17 protein-coding genes are annotated in these 22,318 nt (G+C 42.6%); 11 read left to right on the top strand and 6 right to left on the bottom strand.

What is annotated here, in order from left to right; all coding sequences use genetic code 11:
• Nucleotides 1-27: 27 nt before the first annotated feature.
• Complete coding sequence (locus RMX69_RS25125; protein ID WP_322639052.1) at nucleotides 28-765, bottom strand: SDR family oxidoreductase; 738 nt, start codon at nucleotides 763-765, stop codon at nucleotides 28-30.
• 31 nt (nucleotides 766-796) lie between these two features.
• Between RMX69_RS25125 and RMX69_RS25120 the strand changes: the two genes are divergently transcribed.
• A complete protein-coding gene (locus RMX69_RS25120; RefSeq protein WP_289796353.1) occupies nucleotides 797-925 on the top strand; it encodes a hypothetical protein in 129 nt (42 codons plus the stop codon).
• Between the two features lie 61 nt (nucleotides 926-986).
• Here RMX69_RS25120 and RMX69_RS25115 read toward each other — a convergent pair whose 3' ends face one another.
• Nucleotides 987-1,652: a phosphoribosyltransferase gene (locus RMX69_RS25115; RefSeq protein ID WP_289796355.1), complete on the bottom strand. Its 666-nt coding sequence runs from the start codon at nucleotides 1,650-1,652 to the stop codon at nucleotides 987-989.
• Between the two features lie 812 nt (nucleotides 1,653-2,464).
• On the opposite strand from RMX69_RS25115, the gene RMX69_RS25110 reads away from it, so the two are divergent.
• On the top strand, nucleotides 2,465-2,968 hold the full coding sequence (locus RMX69_RS25110) for a hypothetical protein (RefSeq protein ID WP_289799946.1): 504 nt from the start codon (nucleotides 2,465-2,467) through the stop codon (nucleotides 2,966-2,968).
• Between the two features lie 582 nt (nucleotides 2,969-3,550).
• Here RMX69_RS25110 and RMX69_RS25105 read toward each other — a convergent pair.
• The 4 genes from RMX69_RS25105 to lepA all read right to left on the bottom strand — a co-directional run bounded on the left by RMX69_RS25105 (nucleotide 3,551) and on the right by lepA (nucleotide 11,550).
• Nucleotides 3,551-4,600: a cyanophycinase gene (locus RMX69_RS25105; RefSeq protein WP_289796356.1), complete on the bottom strand. Its 1,050-nt coding sequence runs from the start codon at nucleotides 4,598-4,600 to the stop codon at nucleotides 3,551-3,553.
• A gap of 725 nt (nucleotides 4,601-5,325) precedes the next feature.
• On the bottom strand, nucleotides 5,326-6,513 hold the full coding sequence (locus RMX69_RS25100; protein WP_322639051.1) for a glycosyltransferase family 4 protein: 1,188 nt from the start codon (nucleotides 6,511-6,513) through the stop codon (nucleotides 5,326-5,328).
• Nucleotides 6,514-6,722: 209 nt separating this feature from the next.
• Nucleotides 6,723-9,389, bottom strand: coding sequence for a PAS domain S-box protein (locus RMX69_RS25095; RefSeq protein ID WP_322639050.1), 2,667 nt, complete (start codon nucleotides 9,387-9,389; stop codon nucleotides 6,723-6,725).
• Nucleotides 9,390-9,738: 349 nt separating this feature from the next.
• A complete protein-coding gene (gene lepA / locus RMX69_RS25090) occupies nucleotides 9,739-11,550 on the bottom strand; it encodes a translation elongation factor 4 (protein ID WP_289796360.1) in 1,812 nt (603 codons plus the stop codon).
• A 552-nt stretch (nucleotides 11,551-12,102) separates the two neighbouring features.
• On the opposite strand from lepA, the gene RMX69_RS25085 reads away from it, so the two are divergent.
• From RMX69_RS25085 to RMX69_RS25045, 9 genes are all read left to right on the top strand, one after another.
• Entirely contained in the window at nucleotides 12,103-12,339 is a 237-nt protein-coding gene (locus tag RMX69_RS25085) for a hypothetical protein (RefSeq protein WP_289796361.1), read from the top strand.
• A 173-nt stretch (nucleotides 12,340-12,512) separates the two neighbouring features.
• Complete coding sequence (locus RMX69_RS25080; protein WP_289796362.1) at nucleotides 12,513-14,276, top strand: sensor histidine kinase; 1,764 nt, start codon at nucleotides 12,513-12,515, stop codon at nucleotides 14,274-14,276.
• 511 nt (nucleotides 14,277-14,787) lie between these two features.
• The gene (locus RMX69_RS25075; RefSeq protein WP_012408256.1) at nucleotides 14,788-15,018 is read left to right on the top strand and encodes a NifU family protein; all 231 of its coding nucleotides are present in this window, start codon (nucleotides 14,788-14,790) and stop codon (nucleotides 15,016-15,018) included.
• Nucleotides 15,019-15,096: 78 nt separating this feature from the next.
• A complete protein-coding gene (locus RMX69_RS25070; RefSeq protein WP_322639049.1) occupies nucleotides 15,097-17,331 on the top strand; it encodes a glycoside hydrolase in 2,235 nt (744 codons plus the stop codon).
• A gap of 193 nt (nucleotides 17,332-17,524) precedes the next feature.
• Nucleotides 17,525-18,151, top strand: a complete 627-nt coding sequence (locus RMX69_RS25065; protein ID WP_289796364.1) for a DUF1003 domain-containing protein — start codon at nucleotides 17,525-17,527, stop codon at nucleotides 18,149-18,151.
• 113 nt (nucleotides 18,152-18,264) lie between these two features.
• Nucleotides 18,265-19,743 (top strand): alpha-amylase, encoded by a 1,479-nt coding sequence (locus tag RMX69_RS25060; protein ID WP_322639048.1) that lies wholly within the window; start codon nucleotides 18,265-18,267, stop codon nucleotides 19,741-19,743.
• A gap of 807 nt (nucleotides 19,744-20,550) precedes the next feature.
• The gene (locus tag RMX69_RS25055; protein WP_322639047.1) at nucleotides 20,551-21,165 is read left to right on the top strand and encodes a Bro-N domain-containing protein; all 615 of its coding nucleotides are present in this window, start codon (nucleotides 20,551-20,553) and stop codon (nucleotides 21,163-21,165) included.
• 349 nt (nucleotides 21,166-21,514) lie between these two features.
• The gene (locus RMX69_RS25050; protein WP_322639046.1) at nucleotides 21,515-21,913 is read left to right on the top strand and encodes a hypothetical protein; all 399 of its coding nucleotides are present in this window, start codon (nucleotides 21,515-21,517) and stop codon (nucleotides 21,911-21,913) included.
• Nucleotides 21,906-22,238 (top strand): hypothetical protein, encoded by a 333-nt coding sequence (locus tag RMX69_RS25045; RefSeq protein ID WP_322639045.1) that lies wholly within the window; start codon nucleotides 21,906-21,908, stop codon nucleotides 22,236-22,238. Before RMX69_RS25050 ends, RMX69_RS25045 begins: the two co-directional genes overlap by 8 nt.
• Nucleotides 22,239-22,318: the final 80 nt, after the last annotated feature.

The raw sequence follows: 22,318 nt of genomic DNA, 5'->3' as shown, positions 1-22,318 counted from the left end.
CGGAATGCTTGCTCTGGAAGCCGAAATCTAAAGTTCTTGACGTGTCGGACGAATGATCATTTCATTCACATCAACATCATCGGGTTGCTCAATGGCGTATGCGATCGCACGGGCAATGGCATCTGCATCAATGGCGATCGTATAAAGTTGATTAATTCCTGCTGCTGTGTCTTGATCGGTAATCGTATTAGTCAGTTCGGTGGCAACGGCTCCTGGTGAGATATTAGTCGAACGGATTTCACCATTTGACTCTAACCGCAGCCCCTCAGAAATCGCCCGCACTGCGTACTTAGTGGCACAGTAGACTGCTGCTCCCGCAAACACCTTATGTCCAGCCACTGACGATAGGTTAATGACGTGACCAGACTTTTGCTGACGCATAATTGGTAACACGGCAGCAATGCCATAGAGGACACCCTTAATGTTCACATCGATCATCCGATCCCACTCCTCCACCTTTACTTGGTCGAGGGGAGAAAGCGGCATCAACCCGGCATTATTAATTAGCACGTCGATCCGGCTGTATGTACTCAAAGTTTCCTTCGCTAAGGCTTCCATCTGTGCGCAATCTGCCACATCCGTTACTTGATAGGTTGCAGTCCCTCCTGATTTAGCGATCGCTCCAACCAATTCTTTGAGACGATCTTCGCGTCTGGCAGCCAGCATCAGTTTGGCTCCACTAGCAGCAAGTCGCTTCGCAGTTGCCTCGCCTAAACCACTGCTGGCTCCGGTGATGATTACCACTTTGTTTTGAATAAGAGACATATTTATTCCTGGGGATTATTGAGTATGGATCGTGAAACATCGAGTGCCGTTTCTAGATGAACTCAGCATTATTCAACCATATCAATTAGTTTGTATACTCGATCGACGTTTTTGTATCGGCAACGTTACTAATCCGAACCGCTATCATCACGCCATTTGAGTTCTGTCCCGTTAAAACTTCAGTTGGTGAGTTAAGACCATCTCATAAACTTAATCTTTATCTACGTACCAAGAGGTATTGCTTCACCGTTCTTTGCCGCTTTTGCGAGTAAGTCGCGGACTTCTTCATCGGTCGTTTGAGGAAAGTTTTCGTACCAAAGACCAACACTCTGAAACGGTCTGGGTCTGGAGATGCAAACGATTTCGTCAACCTCAGTTTCTAACTCTTGGCAAGTTTCAGGTGCAGCCACAGGCACAGCAATCACAATCTGAGCAGGTTGCTGTTTTCGCACAGTTACAACAGCAGCCCACATCGTTGCACCTGTGGCTAAACCATCATCTACCAAGATGACTGTACGTCCTTTCAAATCTCTTAAGGGGCGATTTCCCCGATAAAGCCGTTCCCGCCGCTCTAACTCCCGTTCTTCTTGCACAGCCACTCTGGCAATTACTTCATCGGATATCTTTTCCAGGTTGATAATATATTTATTGACTATCCGCACACCACCAGAAGCGATCGCTCCCATAGCTAGTTCTTCTTGATCGGGTACACCCAATTTACGTACCACTAAAATATCTAAGGGGGCATTTAACGTTTTGGCAACTTCAAAGGCGACGGGTACACCACCCCTTGGTAGCCCTAATACCAGAACATTTGGGTCGTTAGCATAAGCGCTTAACTCCTTAGCCAAAACTTGACCCGCAAACCTCCGATCTTTAAATAGCATGGTGTTATATTCCTAATTGATTGGTTTCCAAAAAAAAAATAAATATTTACATAAGTTTGTTATTGGCTATCAACCTCAAAAAATGGAGCAATTGAGCAAATTCCAAACTTGTCTGGTTGTTATAGTTCAGATGTTCTAAATCGATCTTAGAAAGCTAAATATTCCCTGTCCTCCACTAACGGAGCGACATCTTATATTTACAGTTCTATCAAACGGATGAGTTAGCTTTAATGCAACAAGATTTCTGCATCTTGTGCTGAGACTATTTTACTACTCCACACTCAATATCCCTCCCCAGATAGCTTGTTGAGAAGACACAGTGACGCGGTGAACTCATGCTGTAGGGGGTTTACTGCTGTAGATAACTGGTGTTAGCGTGAAGCAAAGTTATAGTGCAACCACAAGAGGAGGGTGACATGGAAAACCTAATGTTTAAGTAGGAGTGCGTTTGAAAACTGCTATAAGTTTTGCCACTTGCTAACATTTACTGTTAGACTTTTACCGAGTATTTTTTTTACTGTGGCTTAACAAAAAATTACTTACTTGCTAGCAGATGCAAAAATCTATGAAAATCCAGTGATAATTCAATTGTTAATTCTTCGCTTGTCCCCTATTACTGACATTGTGTTGATATTATCTTTACATTATCCTTTAATTGTGAATATGAGATAATGCACCATCTGCTTGTTCGTTATATAATGCTTAATATTACAGAGACAAGTCATCAAAGTTACCCAATTAACACTTTTAAATAAAAATTAATAGGGTAGAATTACTGAATATGTTTGAAAATCAAAAGAAGGGTGTTTTTAATGATCGGCTTAACTAATTCAGAAAACGGCACAGTTAGCAGCACAGCAGCCACTAAGAGACTAGCAAGGGCGATGATGGTTTCCGGTGGACAGTTTTCACTGTTATTGGCGTGTTGCAACTGTGTTCAAAAGCAGCAGCAAGTGTTGAATTTGTTAACAGAATTTTCATCAGCAGATATTCACGAAATTTTGCTCTCACCTTCTGCTGACAAATTGTACACAGCTATTACCAGTGAAATTGGTACTACTCAACCCGAAGCTTTGATGGTACGAGGCTTAGAATCTGTAGTGGCAATTAACCAACTGATTATTAGTACCAATATCATGCGAGATGAGTTTCGCAAACAGTTTCAGTTTCCCTTGGTGTTGTGGGTCAATGATGAAATTCTGCGTAAGCTAGTCTGGCTAGCACCCGATTTTAAAGACTGGGCAGCTAGTACTATTAGATTTGATGTACCTAATAATCAGTTAATTGAATCTGAACAACAACCCATCAGCGCCTAGTATTGCCCGAAATTACTTTCAAAATCTTATATATACCAGGTTGAGCCGAGCAAAACCGAAGCTCAGGTTCTGTCAGATTCTTTTCTAAAATTACTTTTATTTGACCCTCCCTTACCCAAGTGAGCTAAAAGCTCCTGAAAGCTATTTTCAAAATGAGAAAATGTTATGGGTGTTGGGCGTGTTACATTCCCCAAATAGCTTTAAAAATCAAGGGTTCTAGCAATTAAAAATTGATTGGTTTGTTATCAGCGTGCCGATAAAATTAACTATTTTACTGATATTTAAGGGGAGCATCTCAATGAGTGTAAAAACACGCCTGATATATTTGCAAAGGTGAGATTCTCCCTATTTAAGTGCTTAAATGTTCATCTCACCGTCACCCTTAGTTACAATTTTCGGCGTTGCATATTTGCGGGATGATTTTGCTAGTTTTGTGGGATGGGCATCTTGCCCGTCCCATGTATTTCAGGGCGGGCGAGACGCCCACCCTACAAGAATCATCCCTTGATTCAGCAACGCCCAATTTTCTTGCTAACCATCTTGACAAATCCTGTTTTAAATGAGAAGAATCAGCCCTGCCACTCAATAGGGATTTGAATCAATCCGTCCCCTTTTGACACTCCTGAGATAGTATCCAGAAGTTGGTCTATTTCTTAAGTTGAAGGTGTCGCCACTGCGAACTTTCCAAATTTTGTAATTGGAAAAGGTCAAAGGCTTTCGGGGTTCGCATACTTCTGGTAGATGATTGCCAAGTACAAAGTATGCTGCACCCCTACCCATAACTTTCACCAAACCGTTTTTATCCACAAGAACCGCCGTACTTTCACTAACCGCTATACCTAAAACACTGCTAGATACACCATCCTTAATTTGACGGGCAATGAAAGTCATAATTCGACCCATTCTTTCCCGCCTGTCAAAGTGTGTATCTACGATAGTTCCCTTCAAATTACTCCAATTGAAAAAGTTGTAAGTAAAAGTAATGTCTCGGTAGGGATCTTCAAGTGCGTCTCTAGTTTCAATGCCTTTTTCGGAAGAAGCGCAAGCATCATAAACACAATCACTTTGGATCATTGCACCCGCACTAGTGCCACCAATACCACCTCCCTTAAGGTAAACTGATTTAACGGCAGCCTCAAGCTTGGTATCTTTCCAGTTGCGGATGTATTGACATTGATCCCCGCCAGCAAAGAAAACTACATCAGCATTTCGGATTTTTTCATAAATCTCAGCTTTGTTTGCCTCTTGTCTATCCCTAACCAAAAGAGTTTCCACAAAATTTACACCCTTCATGGCATAAATTAGCCGATTGTAATCGTGATTACCATTAGTGCGGATAACTACAACATTAACTTTAGTGCTGGAGTTACTACCTCCTCTAACTTGGTTAATCATCCACTGGATAGCATCATCGACATCGGGGCCTCCCCCACCCAAACTCAGGACTGGGCCCGCTAAGGAGGGACGGACATCAAAGGAGTCAGAGGTGGAGGGGCGAACATCAACAGTATCACCCAGAAAGAAGCGTTTCCAGCTTGCAATAAAACGGGTTATTAGGAAGGTTCCCATTTTCAACAACTTGATTCCTGTACTTTTCAAGCGCCTTGCTATGCTTGGGAATGCCTTTGTCATACTAAACTTCTAGAGCAAACTGCAATTATTGCTAGGCTGTGACGCATTTTAATTGCTTATTTATTCGTGAAATTTGTTCTTTGTCATTAGTCATTTATCTGTTGTTGTGAATAACCAATTGACTTAGGACAGTCTTAACGAAAAATGTGCAATTGAGACGCGCACTAGCTTAACTGTGGCACTAGATCGGGTAGAATTTCCAGCGTACAGGTCTTGTACTGTTTGTTAACGCAAAATAACGCAGAGTGATCATTAATTCTCTGTGCTACTGTGCGAAAATATCTACATTGCTTGTAGCGTTTAATTCTGACCAGATAAAATTTAAAATAGATTAGGTATTGATTGTTCAGATGCTTCCGTAATTACTGGGAATAGTTACCCAATATGCTGAATAACTGGGAACACAAATTAAATTATTTTCAGCATTTAGTTCTTCCTGATCATTGCCAGCGATTGAAAAATAGAAGCGTGAATCCAAGGTAGAAATAGTCCACAATAAACAATATTATTAGCTTTTTTAGCTCATAATTTATCCCAAAATAGCAGTTTATTTTATATAGTCATAAATGTTGGGTTTCGTTCCTCAACCCAACCTACACAACTGAAGATTTTTGGCGCTAACCCAAGCGTATTGAGCTATGGATTGTTCAAAGTTGATTAAGGATTTATGCAAGTTAAAATAAAATTTTAGATCCCCGATTTCTTCAAGAAATCGGGGATCTATATTACCAAGGTATTTGCGATCGCTCTTGTACAACTTGCTGATATACTCGTTCGGTTTGCTTGGCTAGTTTCGGCCAGCTAAAGCGTCTTTCTAAATCCTCATAAGCGTTATCCACCAGCCATTGGCGATAACCTGGATTTTTCAACACTTCCAAAATTCCCCAAGCTAAAGAATCGGGATTGTTCACCCAAGTGACAATGCCTGTTTTGGTATGTTGCACCACTTCAGGAAAACCACCAGTATCAGAAACTACTACAGGTACACGAGAAGCGAAGCTTTCTAAAGCTACAATCCCAAAGGGTTCGTAAAGACTCGGAAAAACCGCGCAGTCTGCGACAGTCTGAAATTTATCTAAATATTCATCGGAGAGAAAACCAGTAAAATAACAATGATGCCAAATTCCTAAATCCCAGGCTTGGCGCTTGAGATGGTCAGTATTGCCGCCACCAACGATCACAAATTTCACGTTACCTCCCATTTCCGAAAGGATTTTGGGTGCGGCATTAAGTAATATAGGTACACCTTTCTCGTAGGTCATACGACCGAGGTAGTAAACTATTTTCTCATCGTCTGCGGCAAATTGGCGGCGAAAATCTAGAGCATGAAAATCTGTATGATGCTGTTTCTTTTCGGCTCGGATACCGTTATAAATGACATCAATTTTGTCCCAAGGACTATGTAGCGCTCGTTCTACTTCTTGGCGCATATAGTCGCTACAAACAATAATCCGCCACGCATTGTAAGCTAGCAAGGTTTCTTTGCCATTTATATAACCTTGAATATCTGTGTGAATACCGTTATATCGTCCGTATTCTGTAGCATGAATTGTGGCAATTAGTGGTATTTTAAAATTATGCTTGAGAGCGATCGCAGCATCTCCGACTAACCAATCATGGGCATGAATTAAATCAAAGGGCCCTTCTTCTAAAATTAACTTACCAGCGTGATCTCCCATACTCAAGTTGAGATTCACTACCCAGTGGAAAAAGTCGTTACTATATGCCACTGGTACTCGATGTATCTTTACTCCTTCAACCACCTCATACATCGACGCGTGACCAAACTCCGCTGTAATCAGGTGAATTTCATGTCCTAGCTTTACCAGTTCTGGGTACAACTCCGCCACATGCCGCGCAATTCCCCCAATAATCCTTGGTGGAAACTCCCAACTCAGTACCAGTATCTTCATCTACTAGACTCCCCAACACTTTATAAATATCTAACAAACTACATTTACCTAAAAATACAAGTCTGGCCAATGTAGTGAGTACTTTTACTAAAATTTTTAGATTTTTTAACAGTGATTTTGTTAAAGGCGATTAACTGTAAGTTAAGGATAAAAAGCAAGGTATAGTAATAATTCGTAATTAGAACAATTGAGCCTCTCGCAACCAGGTGTCAAGAAGGGATAACGACAGAAACGGCATGAACTCGATCGCGTCCTTGCTGTTTGGCTACATAAAGTGCTTTGTCTGCTGCATTAATCAAGTCTGTCGGCGAAATTTCGGAATTTGGCACAATGCTAACAACGCCTAGACTAACGGTAACACGATCGCACACGCGAGACTGAGTATGAGGAATGGCTAAGTCGCGGATTGCTTGTCTAATAGTTTCAGCTACATAGATTGCTCCTTGAATCTCTGTATTAGGCAGAATGATAGCAAATTCTTCGCCACCATAACGAGCGACTAAATCGGCTGGACGCTTAACAATATTTTTGAGGGAACTTGCTAATTGTCGCAAACAATCATCCCCTGCTAAATGACCATAAGTATCATTGTAGGGTTTAAAAAAATCGACATCGAACAAAATTAAAGAAACAGGCACTTGCTCGCGTTTAAGTCGCTGCCACTCAGCTTCAAGATACTCATCAAATCGGCGGCGATTGGCTATTTGAGTCAAGCCATCTAGAGTAGCTAATCTTTGTAATTCTTCATTGGCAGCTTGCACTTGCTGGTAGAGTACTGATTGATGAATAGCGATCGCTACTTGACTTGCCAGTTGGTGCAACAAATTAACTTCAAATGCTTGCCAATAACGAGGTGCGCCACACTGGTGAGCAATGAGTAAACCCCACAGATGCTCCCCATTCAAAATCGGTACTATTACAGCAGCCTTAATTTGATAGAGTTGTAATAACTCAAAAAGATCGGCTGAAAAATCAGACTCCTGAATATCATGGAAGACTTTAGGTAATCCCTGGTAATAGTAGCTAAAATCTTGGTTGAGCGAAAATGGTTGCATTGTCAGTTCTAATCTCTGAGGATAGTTATCACTCAGTGATTCCGCCGCAAAATTGCCACTTCCGTCAGATTCTAACTGGTAGATAGCTACGGAATCTGAACCCAAACACTGGCGAATACTGTTGACTGTTGTATTCAGAACCTCCTCCAAATTCAGTGATTGTCGAATCTGTTGAGTTACTTCAGTAATTAGCCGTTCTCCCTCTGCTTGCTGTCGCAACATTACTTCAGCTTCTTTACGAGTATTAATGTCTTCTACCGAGCCAAGAATCTGCGTTGGAGCGCCGTTACCATCTCTGGCAAATACCACTTCTCGTGTATTTAGCCAACGCCATTCTCCATTTTTGTGTCGGAATCGGTATTCAGTGGAAAGTACTTCATTGTCTTTAAGGTTAACAAAGCGACTTGGAATGTCATAGCAGAGGTGTCTGTCGTCTGGATGAAAGCAATTCATGAACCACTGCGGATCTGCGTTACAAAATTCCTCTGGAGAGTAGCCTAAAATAGTCACACTTTTCTCATTCAGATAAATGCTTGTTCCTTTTAAGAGGTCAAACAAATACAAAATATGCGGTACGGTATTAGCAACCTTTTGTAGAAAGTCTTGACTTGAGCGTAATGCCTCTTCAGCTTTGTGGCGTTCCTGAAGCGCGACTTTATATTCAGTAATATCTCGTCCTTCAGAAATGAGTAGTGTCACACGCCCAGTTTCATCAAGTATGGGACGCATTGAAAAATCAATCGCGATCGCTTGACCATCTCGACCTATAATGTCAACTTCATAGCGAATAGGTTGACCATTAGCAGCAGATGCGATCGCAGTTTTTAATTGCTCTTGAGTGTTTAAAGAAATTGTCCACCATTTTGCTTTCCAAAATGGCTTGCCAACGACTTCTTCTCGACTAATCCCAGCAAAGTCCAGTGCTGTTTGGTTCGCTTCTAATACTATCCCATTCGGCTCAAGCAATCCGATAAACTGAATGGTTTGATTGAAAATCGCCCGGAATTTTTGCTCATTTTCACTTAAAGCTTGTTCTACCAGTTTGCGGTCAGTTATATCTCTTCCAACAGATTGAAGTTCTACAAGCATCCCCTGCGGATCAAATATCCCTCGAACAATCCATTGCGTCCACCGCACCCCTTCGCAAGCTACGACGCGATTTTCAATGGTAATAACGGGATTTTCTAAGCTGATGGAATTTACCAGACTAAACACACGTTCTTGATCTTCCTCAAACACAACAGGTTTGTAGTGCTGACCGATAATTTTGTCTCGCTCCAGCCCAAAAAATCGACAGTAAGCTTCATTAACAAAGGTAAAAGTGCCATCTGGTAAGCCTCTAGCAATCAGTTCCGTTTGGTCTTCGAGGATGGCACGAGAACGCGCTTCGCTCTCTTGCAGTGCAGCTTCTACTTGTTTGCGATCGCTAATATCAAATACTAAACCCTGAAGTACCTGAGTTTCTCCATCGATATCGAGAACGAGATTGGCTTGATCCCGTACCCAAATTATTCTGCCATCGCGCCTAATCATCCGATACTCGACACTGAAAGGCTCTCCCGTGGCAATTGTAGTATTTACAGCTTGCCAAACGCGATCGCGATCTTCTGGATGAGTGTAATCTAACCAACTATTAAAGAAACCAAAATTCCAGTCTTCAGGGGCAATGCCTAATAATTGTTGTAGTTGTGGACTAATATAAGCAACTTTTGTAGTGTCATTAATCGGTGAGACGTAAACAACGCCGGGAATTTGTTCTACGAGAGTACGATACTTTTGCTCTGCCTCAGAGAGTTGTTCTTGGGGCTGCTTGCGGCTCATGACGTTTTGAATTTCTACAATAAATTATCATTTTTTCTGTTAGAAATCCCGCACTAGAGGCACACTCAAGGATTGTTTAACCTGCCAGCAGCAGCCTGGAACTCATTTGAGGCTGCTGTTGACAGCCGTTGTAATTAAAATTAACGAATGTTGAAGAAGAATAAAGAATTCAGAATTCAGAATAAAAAATTTTGGTGGGGGACTGAAAATAGTAGATTCAGACGCTTTTGCTAGCTTGCTGCTTTGCAGGAGTATGCGGACTCGCTTTGCGTAGCGATATCCGCCATTCGGACTCAAATTCATTCTGAATTCTGACTCCTGACTCCTGACTCCTGACTCCTGAATTCTATTAGTTTTGATCCAAGCGCAGTACTGCCATAAAGGCTTCCTGCGGTACATCTACAGTACCTACAGATTTCATCCGCTTTTTACCTTTTGCTTGCTTCTGCAAAAGTTTTTTCTTCCGACTGATGTCACCACCGTAGCATTTGGCTAACACATCTTTACGCAAAGCAGGGATGTGTTCGCTGGCAATAACTTTACTGCCAATAGATGCCTGAATTGGCACTTTAAATTGATGGCGGGGAATTAGTTCCTTGAGCTTTTCTGCCATTGCCCGCCCGACGTTGTAAGCTTTATCTCGATGTACAATCATCGCCAAGGAATCCACAGGATCGCCGTTAATCATGATATCCAGCTTCACCAAAGGATTTTCACGGTAGCCGATGATGTGATATTCCATACTGGCGTAACCGCGCGATCGCGATTTCATTTGATCAAAAAAGTCAGTTACAACTTCCGCCAAGGGGAGTTCGTATGTAAGTGTGGTTCGTCCTTGGGCGAGATATTTCATATCTTTGAAGATGCCCCGGCGATTTTGTGACAACTCCATCAAGCTGCCAACATAAGTTTCCGGCGTTATCATCTCGACTTGGACGTAGGGTTCTTCAATTCTTTCGCGATCGTTGGGAGAAGGTAAACGGCTAGGATTATCGATGTACAGTTCCTCGCCTTTGAGGGTAATCACCTTATAAACCACCGAGGGGGCTGTAATGATTAAATCTAGGTTATACTCTCGCTCTAGACGTTCCTGGACAATTTCCATGTGCAGCAAACCCAAGAATCCGCAACGGAACCCAAACCCCATTGCGCTCGAAGTTTCTGGTTCGTAATGCAGCGCTGCATCGTTGAGTTCCAGCTTTTCCAAGGCTTCCCGCAAATCTTCAAATTGATCGGCATCAATGGGGAACATCCCGCAAAAAACCATTGGGTTCGCTTCTGCGTAGCCTGGTAAGGGTGCATCTGCTTTCGCCTTACTCAGGGTAATTGTGTCTCCTACCCGTGCATCAGCGACAGCTTTAATTGCCGCTCCCAAATAGCCTACTTCTCCAGCGTGCAGTTCATCAACTTGCTTTTGAGTCGGAGAAAGAACGCCTAATTCATCAATTTCAAATTCTTTACCCGATGCCATTAAATGGATGCGATCGCCTTTTTTCACGGTGCCATCCATCACCCGAAAATACACAATTACTCCCCGATAACTGTCGTAATAACTATCAAAAATTAACGCTCGTAAGCGTTCATTTATGGTATTGGGTGGTGGCGGTATCCGCTCGACAACTGCTTCTAAAATCTCATTAATCCCAATTCCCTCTTTAGCAGAAGCCAGAATTGCCCCACTGCAATCTAGACCGATAATTTCTTCAATTTCGCCAATTACCCGTTCTGGTTCAGCCCCAGGCAAATCAATTTTATTCAAAACTGGAATAATTTCCAGGTTATTCTCTAATGCTAAATATACATTTGCCAAAGTTTGCGCTTCCACACCTTGGGACGCATCTACTACCAATAGCGCTCCTTCGCAAGCAACAAGAGAGCGAGAGACTTCATAAGAGAAATCCACGTGTCCCGGAGTGTCAATCAAGTTCAGCACATACTGCTGTCCATCCTTAGCTGTGTAGTTCATCCGGGCAGCTTGCAGCTTAATCGTAATGCCGCGCTCCCGTTCCAAATCCATATTGTCGAGAAACTGTTCCTTCATCTGTCGGTCTTCAACAGTGCCAGTAGCTTGTAGCAAGCGATCGGCGAGGGTTGATTTCCCGTGGTCGATGTGAGCAATAATACAAAAATTGCGAATGCGAACTGCGGGAACGTCAGTCATATACTATCTTTGCCTTAGCAGCAACCAAAGTTAAAAGGGCAATTTACTTAATGTATTTTAATGCTTTCTTAGCCAAGACGCTCCGCTTTTAGTGCTGAGTTAGTCATTCGTCATTCGTCATTAGTTATTCTCCCCTTGCTCCCCTGCCCCTCTGCTCCCTGCCTCTCTTCACCCCATCTTTAACTTTCGATCTAAATAGGTGGACATTTAAGAATATTATGAAAGTCTATTTGTCGCTGCTAGTATTCAACAGCTAGAAGCGTACAATAAATGTAAATAAGTACATGTAGGGATCGTGTAGGGATCGTGGGCAATTGCGACTGGTAATTGCCCATAATCGCTGGTTTATCGGCAAAACTTCTAGAGCCATTGTCTAGTCAGTTATATGAAAAATGCGATTTAAAACTTAAAGCTGTTACTTTGGTGCTATTTCAGGGAAGTATTTAACTGTGCCCTTGAAAATTTTTCAGCGAATTAGCCCAAATAATGAATATAACTACTTTACAAAGCTTTAGACAAAACCAATTCAAAGAATTTAGAGTATATAAACCTATGAATATGAGAGAGAAAACTACCAAAGCGGAAAATACACAAGCCGATAAGGTAGAAATCGCTGTCCGCCTAGACTCCGAGTTACTAGAGCAAATTCAGCATCTCACCAATGACCCAAGTAAAGTAATTGAGGTGGCAATTCGCCAGTGGTTACGGGGTGAAATCCTCAGAGATGACGAATTAACGCGCACGCCTGTGCGTACTCCTGTTCCTCCTCGCGGTGAATGGAACGATTGACGCCATTATTTAACTGTCAATGCAAGTTAAAAAAAGTAAAGTTTGCCAATCTGGTTTTTAGAACGCCAAAAAATACCCCATCAAACCCAAAAAAGCTGTAAAAATTTATGTATAAATTTCAGCGGCTTTAGTAAAATTACGGTCGGATACCCTTTGTCTATCCAACTCAATTAATGACTATTACTGCCAATTCCCAATTGTCGAATGTATTTTCCCAAAATCTGGAATCTAGTACCAGTAAGACTGATGGCTCATTACCAACTCTAGGAGCCGAGTTGGTTTATACGCAAGATGGGGCAGGGCGCTATCTGACCTTTTGTTGGCAGTACAGCGAACTCCTGGGGTTAAATACTGAAAAAATAGTTGACGAGCTAAACCAGACCCAAACCTTTGTCCCCGTGGATAAGGTTACTTACTTGGAACGATTGCACCGAATTTTGACAAATTTGGTGCCAGAAAGGTTTCAGTGTTGGTTTAGCTATCAGAAGGAATTATTTGAGTTGGACTTAGTGATTAGTCCGATTATGCCGAGTTGGGGAACCACTGCTACTACCGTTTTAGTGATGGGACGGTTAGTACAAGCGACACTCAACAAAAAGCAAGCGCGTGTGGCATCAAAAACGCCCACACAAATAGAGTTGGCTTTGCGTTCACAGCAACACCAAAAATTGGTAAATCGCATTACCAGAAATATTCGCAGGACATTGGATTTAAATATTATTTGGCAGCAAACAGTTGATAGTTTAGGGAAAGCACTGCGGCTAGAACGCTGCATTATTTGTCCTTATCAGCCCTCAAGCTCAAAAGTGCAGGTGAAGGCTGAGTATCGCCAGCCAGAACTCAAATCAATGCTTGGCTCAGACATAGATATAGCTTCTGAACCTGCCTTTGCTCAAGCCTTGGCAACCCTAGAACCAGTTACGATGGAAGTGCCTGGATACAAAGAGTCTGGGCGGCAGAAAACTTTAGTAGTTGCGACTTGCTATCAAGACCAAGCTAATGGATTGGTTGCCTTAAATTGGCAGGATGAATGCTATACATTAACAGAATCGGAATTAGAACTGGCAAAAGAAGCAGCAGATCAATTGGGAACTGCGATCGCTCATGCTACTTTATATGAAGAATTAGAAGTAGCGCGTCAGAAAGCCGAAGAAGCTTCCCGCCTCAAAAGTGAGTTTCTGGCTAATGTATCCCATGAAATTCGTACCCCCCTCAACGGTATGATTGGGTTTTTGAAGCTGATTTTGGAAGGGATGGCTGATGATCCAGAAGAACAAAACCAGTTTTTAGCAGAAGCTCATCACTTATCGATACATTTGCTGAATATCATCAACGACATTTTGGACATTGCCAAAATCGAAGCTGGTAAAATGGAGCTAGCTTACGCTCCAGTCAAGCTAGATGAGCTATTCAGTCATGTAGAAGGTTTCATGCGTCCCCAAGCACAAATGAAAAACCTTAGCTTTCGGATGCAAATGCCTGCTACCTCCGATGAAATCATTGTCCAAAGCAACTATCAACGGTTACTACAAGTGATGCTTAATTTGGTGAACAATGCCATCAAGTTCACCCATGAAGGCGGCGTTACTGTCAGCGCTGATTTGGTACTCAAAAAGGCGAACTTTCAAGATCAGCAATTTCCTGGCATGGTGAGAGTACGTGTAGCAGACACCGGCATAGGTGTTTCTTTAGACAAACAAGATAAACTGTTTCAATTATTCTCTCAGGTGGATGGCTCCCGCACTCGCCAGTACGGCGGCACAGGTTTGGGACTGGTAATATCGCAGAAGTTAGTGGAGGCTATGGGCGGTGAGGTACATTTTTATAGCTTGGGCGAAGGACTTGGCTCAACAGTCACATTCACCGTGCCACTATATCAACAACCAGTCATGGTTTCGTCTAATGATAGCGACTCAACAAGTAGTGCTGAATGTTGAGTAATGAGTTATGAGTAGGATTCCTTACTCACAACTCGGAACTGTTTTGCCCCATCCCTAATATGGTTATTAAATAATAATTACTAAAAAACTTTAAAGTTTAAAACTCAAAACCCAGTATTACCAAGTATCAAAACTCAATACTCAGCACTCAGCACTCATTACTCAGTACTCATTACTCAGCATTCTTGAGGGGTATTGGGAAAAAAGCTTCCTTGTCCTTACCTCCTTGCGTTCTCTTCAGTACTTTACAGGCTAAAGTAGAGTAGGAGGGCTTGCACGAGAAATTGTTCAGCTAATCTAATATCAAGTTGCTAAAACCAGCAGTGGTTTAGTCAAAAGTCATAAAAAACTGACACCTGGCAATATAGCGGCAATTAGATTTAGGATCGATTTAACAAAGCTGGAAAATAATATTTTGGATAATGGTTAATGAGCAACGCCGCATCTGGCACAGAGATCATTATTATTCAATGCCCAATGCCCATCATTAACTTAGCAGGTCTAAACTATGGAACTCACAATTGACAACGTTGAAACAGTTTTAGATGAAATGCGCCCTTATCTCATGTCTGATGGCGGCAATGTGGAACTCGTAGAACTTGATGGCCCCGTTGTAAAACTGCGCCTCCAAGGTGCTTGTGGTTCTTGTCCCAGTTCTGCAATGACCCTGAGAATGGGTATTGAGCGCCGCCTTAAGGAAATGATTCCCGAAATTGCAGAAATTGAACAAGTGGTGTAAAAGTTAGGAGTTAGGAGTTAGGAGTTATGAGTTTTCAATTAACTCCTAACTCCTCATTCTTAACTCCTAACTATTTATATGTCTCATCCTCTCTACATTGCTTTTATCTGGCATCAACATCAGCCGCTGTACAAATCTCCTGGCAGCGGCGTTTCGCTATCTCCAAGTCAGCAGTACCGTCTCCCTTGGGTACGTTTGCATGGCACTAAAGATTATTTGGATTTGGTATTGCTTTTAGAGCGGTATCCTAAGTTACACCAAACGGTGAATTTAGTTCCATCGCTAATATTGCAACTCGAAGATTATATTGCTGGCACTGCTTTTGACCCTTACCTCACAGCCAGCTTGACACCGAATGAGCAACTCACCCAGCAACAGCGCGAATTTATTATCCAACACTTTTTTGATGCCAATCACCATACTCTGATTGACCCTCATCCCCGCTATGCCGAGTTGTATCAGCAAAGGCAGGAAAAAGGACAAGCTTGGTGTTTAGCAAATTGGGAATTGCCAGATTATGGCGATTTGCTAGCTTGGCACAATTTGGCTTGGATCGATCCGCTGTTTTGGGATGACCCAGAAATTGCTGCTTGGTTAAAACAGGGACGGAATTTTACTTTAAGCGATCGCCAGCGCATTTATTCCAAACAGCGAGAAATCCTCAGCCGGATTATTCCCCAACATCGAAAAATGCAGGAGTCGGGGCAGCTAGAAGTTACCACCACGCCTTACGCCCACCCGATTTTACCCTTGCTAGCTGATACTAATTCTGGCCGGGTAGCTGTGCCTAATATGACACTACCGAAGCAACGCTTTGAGTGGGCAGAAGATATTCCCCGCCACTTGCGGAAAGCTTGGAACTTCTATAAAGACCGCTTTGGACAGATACCTCGTGGTTTGTGGCCTTCGGAACAGTCAGTTAGTCCGGCGGTACTTCCGCATATTATTAACCAAGGTTTTAAGTGGATATGCTCAGATGAAGCCGTCTTAGGGTGGACGCTGAAACACTTTTTTCATCGGGATGGGGCGGGGAATGTGGAGCAACCAGAACTGTTGTATCGACCCTATCGCTTGCAAACCGCCGAGGGTGACTTGTCAATTGTGTTTCGTGACCATAGATTATCAGATTTGATTGGTTTTACTTATGGTGCAATGCCAGCAAAACAGGCAGCAGCCGATTTAGTAGGACATTTGCAAGCGATCGCTAAAATGCAAAGAGATAGTCACAGTGATCAACCTTGGCTAGTTACCATCGCCTTAGATGGGGAAAATTGCTGGGAATTTTATCCCCAAGATGGCAAACCTTTCTTAGAAGCTTTATATCAAAGTTTGAGCGATGAACCCCACCTCAAACTCGTCACTGTCTCCGAATTTCTGGAAGAATTTCCAGCCACAGCCACCATCCCCGGAGGGCAACTACATAGTGGTTCTTGGGTAGATGGCAACTTCACCACTTGGATCGGCGATCCCGTCAAAAATCGTGCTTGGGATTACTTGACAGAAGCTAGAATTATGCTTGCAAGTCATCCCGAAGCGACGGAAGAAAACAACCCAGAAGCGTGGGAAGCATTGTATGCCGCAGAGGGTTCCGACTGGTTCTGGTGGTTTGGTACAGGACACTCCTCAAATCAGGATGCCATTTTTGATCGGTTGTTTCGAGAACATCTGTTTGGTATTTACAAAGCTTTAAATGAACCTGTACCGCCCTATCTCAAGCAACCGCTGGAAATCCACGAAGCACAGAAAAGCCACACCCCACAAGGCTTTATTCACCCCGTCATTGATGGTAAGGGTGACGAACAAGATTGGGACAAAGCTGGACGCATAGAAATCGGCGGGGCGCGGGGGACGATGCACAATAGCAGTATTATCCAGCGACTTTGGTATGGGGTAGATCACTTAAATTTCTATTTGCGGTTGGACTTTAAAGGTGGCGTTGCACCAGGGCGGGGTTTTCCAGCAGAGTTAAATTTGTTGTGGTTCTATCCAGAAAAAACAATGGTGAACAGCCCAATTCCCTTGGCAGATGTACCAGATGCAGCCCCACTTAATTACCATTTCCACCATCTTCTGGAAGTTAACTTGCTGACGCAATCGATTCAATTTCGAGAAGCTGGAGACAATTATCAATGGCATCCCCGTTTCAGCCGCGCTCAAGTAGCTTTAAATAATTGTTTAGAGTTGGCAGTACCGTGGGCAGATTTGCAAGTTCCGCCAGATTATCCTCTGCGTCTGATTTTGGTGCTTGCAGATGAAGGGCGTTTTTCCAACTATTTGCCAGAAAATGCTTTGATTCCCATTGAAGTGCCTTAGAACTCAATACCCTTGGTTTTACGAAATACCTATTAGGGGCATACAGATGTACGCCCCTAAAGTCGATTTATTTGGAAATCATATTTAATTTTTCTAGTTCTAAATCTAAATAATCGAGCAGTATTGGGATGCGCGCCATCGTCGGTGGAAGATAAGCAATAATCGAGTAACATCCAGATTCAGGAGTTGGTGCATGACCGATGACGCAGACGAGACAGCAAACAGACACTTCAGTTCAGATGCTAACAAACTCAAAGACAAAGCTTCTCGAAATCAAGTGATCACGGCTCCATTACCAGACCCGATTGCAAAAAATATTGAAGCGATTATTTCACTTCATGCCCAGGAAGTTCGAGATATTCCCGTCCACCAGCGGATACTAGAAGCGATCGCTACATTCTTTGGGCGATCGATATTTCTGTATAGTTTGCTAGTCATACTGGCTATCTGGATTTTTAGCAGTTTTTTTGATCGCTTTTTGCCATTCAATCTACCCTCGTTTAGCTGGTCAGGTCAAGGCTTAGATGCAGCGTCATTGGTGATTTCAACCGGAGTACTAGTACGACAAACTCGCCAAGAAAACTTTGCCGAACAACGGGCGCAATTGATGCTACAGCTTAACCTGCTCTCCGAGCAAAAAATTGCCAAGATTATTGCTCTATTAGAAGAACTCCGTACCGATTTGCCTAATGTGATAAATCGGCAAGATTCGGAAGCGAAATCGATGCAGGAACCAGCTGACCCGATCGCGGTATTGGAAGCACTCCAGAAAAACTTAGCTGAAGAACTGTCAGCCACAGAAGAAAACAACATGAGCTGAGCAAAGTTTTTTAATAGATTTTTGTTTCTATTGAAAGACAAAAAATAAAACTTAATGTAGAGTCTTTGTGTCGGAAATCACAACTCATCGTATATTTAACCAGAGGGATAGATATGGCTCAACTGAATGGTGTAATGATGCAGTACTTCCATTGGTATATCCCTCCAGATGGCAATCTTTGGAATGAATTGAAAGATAAAGTCAAAGAGTTAGCTGATGTAGGTGTTACATCTGTTTGGCTACCCCCAGCATACAAAGGAACAGGGGGTGGCTACGATGTCGGCTACGGAGTCTACGATATGTACGATCTAGGCGAGTTTGACCAGAAAGGCTCGGTTCGGACAAAGTACGGCACAAAAGACGAGTATATTGCTGCTGTTAAGGCGGCAAAAGCTGCTGGCATTCGAGTCTATGCTGATGTTGTCCTTAACCACAAGTTAGGTGCAGACGAACCCGAAGAGGTAGAAGCAACTCCTTACAATCCAGACAATCGCCACGAGCCAATCGGTGAGATGCAAACAATAAAAGTGTGGACTCACTTTACCTTCCCAGGTCGGAAGGGCAAATACTCCGATATGGAATGGCACTGGTGGCACTTCGACGCAGTTGATTACAACGTCTACAACGAAGGTGAAAACGCAGTTTATCTATTCAAAGATAAAAAATTTGACGAACAGGTTGACCTGGAAAAAGGCGCTTTCGACTATCTCATGGGATGCGATTTGGATATGGAAAGTCCAGAAGTTCGCGAGGAGTTGAATCGCTGGGGTGAGTGGTTTGTAGAAACCACTGATATAGATGGCTTTCGTTTTGATGCGGTTAAACACGTTAGAGCTGGCTTTTTCCCAGAATGGCTGCAACACTGTCGCCAAAAGGCTGGTCGCGATCTTTTTGCCGTCGGTGAGTATTGGTCTTATGAAGTTGAAGCGCTGCACCATTTCATTAACGTCACCGGTGGCGATGTGTTGCTGTTTGATGCGCCATTGCACTATAACTTTAGCGCTGCCAGCAAACAAGGCAATGACTACGATATGCGGCAGATATTTGATAACACATTGGTGCAACAGCAACCTGCTTTAGCCGTCACCTTAGTTGACAATCATGACTCTCAACCCTTGCAGTCGTTGGAATCTGTAGTGGAAGGCTGGTTTAAACCGTTAGCTTATGCGTTGATTCTACTGCGAAGTGAGGGTTATCCCTGTATCTTCTATGCGGATTACTATGGTGCTAATTACAAGGATACGGGCAGCGATGGCAATGAGCATGAGATTTGGCTCGATAGTCATAAATGGATAATTGATAAATTTTTGCACGTTCGTCAAACCTATGCCTATGGCGACCAATACGATTACTTCGATCACGCCAATACAATCGCCTGGACACGCTTAGGAGACGAAGAACATCCTGGCGGTATGGCAGTAGTTCTGAGTAATGGAGGAGAAGGGACTAAGTGGATGGAAGTTGGGCAACCCAACAGCACTTACATTGATATTACTGAACATATCGGCGAACCTGTGACAACGAATGATGAGGGCTGGGCTGATTTTCGATGCGATGCTGGTTCTGTTTCTGTGTGGGTTCCACAGTCTTAGGTGATTTACAAGAATAAATATACCGATGCCGTTGGTTTCGACACTTCGACAGGCTCAGTGCATCGCTTCGCTCAACCAACTCATAGATCGAGAGTTGAGCGTACCCCTGCGGGGAAGCAAGCTACGCGTAGCGTCTGCAAGAGTTGTCGAAACTCGCTAACACAGGTATTTTCTTTGTCGGAAATCACCTTAGTCGAGGTTTTAGTAGCATTCATGCAGAAAGTTACGCACTTGACAAAATGCTGCTTAAAAGAGAATTTAAGCAGTATTTTTTGGATAAGCCACAACCCTTATTATTCCGTTATAAAGCAATTGAGCATTGCCTAAAAAGATTCAATTTAGGCAATGTTTAGTCTGAGTTTTAGATATGCTTCTTACTGAACCTAACTATTTGTAGAACTATGGTTCAAACTATATATTTAGAATTAGGTCTGAAAACGGAGAGGGGGGGATTCGAACCCCCGTTAAGTTTCCCTAAACAGACTTTCCAGTGCTGTGTACAAAGTGCCTGTGGTGCATACAGAACAAGGCTTTCAGTTCATTTCGTGTAACAATATTTCAGGAATTCAACCACTGACTAAACCAATCAAGAAAAGTTTGCCTGAAATTTCAATCATTCATGTGGACAATTTATTGAGCGAATTTACATCACAGGGCACTTGAAAACGGGTATGTAGTCCTTAGCATAAAACTACTACCATAAACGACATATAAGTAAAAACGACACCCTACCGTGAAAAATAGGGTGTTTTCTTATGGTTGTGTGAATACTGTCAACCACAACACACAATTTACAACACAAGGAAAATGGCAAACTTATCAGTTTTCAGCTTTGAGTCACACGAAATACGGTTTGTGGGCACTGCGGATGAGCCGTGGTGGGTAGCAGCAGATGTTTGTAGCGTATTGGACATCATAAATGTCAGTCAGGCGATCGCGAAATTGGATGACGATGAAAAGCTGATGTATACATTACAGATATCAGGTCAAGGCAGGGAAACACTTTGCATTAACGAGTCAGGCTTGTACTCCCTTGTTCTTACCAGTCGCAAAGCACAAGCAAAGCGCTTTAAGAAGTGGCTCACATCGGAAGTGATACCAGCTATTCGTAAAACAGGCACTTACTCAGCGATCGCTAAACCTCAGCCATCACTGCCTAGTCAAGCGCAAAAAGCCAAGCTTACTGCACATCACATACACGTGAATGCTTTGCGTCAGGAGATCGCTACAACAGAGAAGCACTTGGCAGAGCTGAAAGCGCAATTACTGACTGCAATGCGTGATGAGGTGAATGAAGCAAAAGCCTTTACCAGTGCCTATGCTGACGTGGGGGAAGAGTACATTCGTTGTACAGAGGTACTTGCAAGAGCAAAAGCACTCAATCCGTACCTGAATACCGGGAACATGAGGGGTGGGAAGTAGGGGTATGAAAATTGGGTGTCATCGGCGGTAGCATCGAAGGTGTTATCCAAGGTGTTACCCGAAAAGTAGGGGTATCAACAGAGGGATTGTCAGTGTCCGGTGCTTGAGAGTGCAAGAAAAACAGAGAAATAGTACAAACAAAACCAATAACTCTTATAATCCATTCACAGCATACGTTGTAGCTTATTTTTTATTTATAACAGATAAATAGTTGACGTTTTTTATTTATCTGTTATAAATGATATATACCAAGCACAGCAAGGGATTTAGAGATTCATCACTTCCATAGCGCTGTTACTGTTGGGTATAAACCACTGTCACTTAAAACTACTGTCATTGAGAAAAAGTTATGAACTCACCGGGTTACAAATTCAAAACTATTCAGTCTCAAGCACATCAATTGAATCTTGAGTCTACAAGACTTGCCAATTTAGTTATGGGCTTAACGGATGAAGAGGTTACACCTCAAACAATAATTGAAAACTTTGCCAAACTAGATGAACGTTATAAAGCACTGAAAAATCGAATTGAAGCAGTCCAAACAAGCATTGATAACGGACACGACCCAGACCGACATTTATTCGCATACGAAAAGGAAGAAAATTTGACAGTCCCACAGTCAGAATGCGTATCTCCACATCCTTTGCAGAAAAAATTGAAATTATGCATAGTTTTTTGCTGGAATTGGATGATGAGATTAGTAAGTGGGAACAAGACTGCGACCGAAGGGAGGCAAAACAATGCCTAGAGGTGTTCCAAAAACAGGCACAAGAAAGCCAGGCTCAGGTAGAAAGAAGAAGTATGCAGGAGAGGTAATGCAAAAATATGTCCCAATCTCTATTGCTGACAAATTAGATGATATCTACCTACTTTTAATTGACTTAGAGAAAGAGGTTGATATATGGGAAAGAACTTGTGAAGAGAAGATTACATCACCACGCTATGAGCAAGCCCGTAAACTTGTTTCAGTGCTTAGATTCCTTCTAAATAGGTTAGGGATTGATACTGCCAACATTTACGCAGACAAACAAGAAAACACTCAGGATGATGAATCGCGATTACCAGTTCCCTAAAAAACAGTTCGTTATGAATCGATTGATGTATGTAAGTTTGCATCCATTAAAAGAAAGACCTACTGAGGAATTGCAGTCCC

Source organism: Nostoc sp. EspVER01 (assembly GCF_034530635.1).
Classification (GTDB): domain Bacteria; phylum Cyanobacteriota; class Cyanobacteriia; order Cyanobacteriales; family Nostocaceae; genus Nostoc.
The sequence above is the reverse complement of the archived record's forward strand: the minus strand, read 5'-3'. Positions and strand labels throughout refer to the sequence as shown.

What these genes read in the sequence shown, in the direction of transcription:
- RMX69_RS25125 (WP_322639052.1), bottom strand. Translation starts at nt 765, where the DNA reads ATGTCTCTTATTCAAAACAAAGTGGTAATCATCACCGGAGCCAGCAGT.
- RMX69_RS25115 (WP_289796355.1), bottom strand. Translation starts at nt 1,652, where the DNA reads ATGCTATTTAAAGATCGGAGGTTTGCGGGTCAAGTTTTGGCTAAGGAG.
- RMX69_RS25110 (WP_289799946.1), top strand. Translation starts at nt 2,465, where the DNA reads ATGATCGGCTTAACTAATTCAGAAAACGGCACAGTTAGCAGCACAGCA.
- RMX69_RS25105 (WP_289796356.1), bottom strand. Translation starts at nt 4,600, where the DNA reads ATGACAAAGGCATTCCCAAGCATAGCAAGGCGCTTGAAAAGTACAGGA.
- RMX69_RS25100 (WP_322639051.1), bottom strand. Translation starts at nt 6,513, where the DNA reads ATGAAGATACTGGTACTGAGTTGGGAGTTTCCACCAAGGATTATTGGG.
- RMX69_RS25095 (WP_322639050.1), bottom strand. Translation starts at nt 9,389, where the DNA reads ATGAGCCGCAAGCAGCCCCAAGAACAACTCTCTGAGGCAGAGCAAAAG.
- lepA (WP_289796360.1), bottom strand. Translation starts at nt 11,550, where the DNA reads ATGACTGACGTTCCCGCAGTTCGCATTCGCAATTTTTGTATTATTGCT.
- RMX69_RS25085 (WP_289796361.1), top strand. Translation starts at nt 12,103, where the DNA reads ATGAATATGAGAGAGAAAACTACCAAAGCGGAAAATACACAAGCCGAT.
- RMX69_RS25080 (WP_289796362.1), top strand. Translation starts at nt 12,513, where the DNA reads ATGACTATTACTGCCAATTCCCAATTGTCGAATGTATTTTCCCAAAAT.
- RMX69_RS25075 (WP_012408256.1), top strand. Translation starts at nt 14,788, where the DNA reads ATGGAACTCACAATTGACAACGTTGAAACAGTTTTAGATGAAATGCGC.
- RMX69_RS25070 (WP_322639049.1), top strand. Translation starts at nt 15,097, where the DNA reads ATGTCTCATCCTCTCTACATTGCTTTTATCTGGCATCAACATCAGCCG.
- RMX69_RS25065 (WP_289796364.1), top strand. Translation starts at nt 17,525, where the DNA reads ATGACCGATGACGCAGACGAGACAGCAAACAGACACTTCAGTTCAGAT.
- RMX69_RS25060 (WP_322639048.1), top strand. Translation starts at nt 18,265, where the DNA reads ATGGCTCAACTGAATGGTGTAATGATGCAGTACTTCCATTGGTATATC.
- RMX69_RS25055 (WP_322639047.1), top strand. Translation starts at nt 20,551, where the DNA reads ATGGCAAACTTATCAGTTTTCAGCTTTGAGTCACACGAAATACGGTTT.
- RMX69_RS25050 (WP_322639046.1), top strand. Translation starts at nt 21,515, where the DNA reads ATGAACTCACCGGGTTACAAATTCAAAACTATTCAGTCTCAAGCACAT.
- RMX69_RS25045 (WP_322639045.1), top strand. Translation starts at nt 21,906, where the DNA reads ATGCCTAGAGGTGTTCCAAAAACAGGCACAAGAAAGCCAGGCTCAGGT.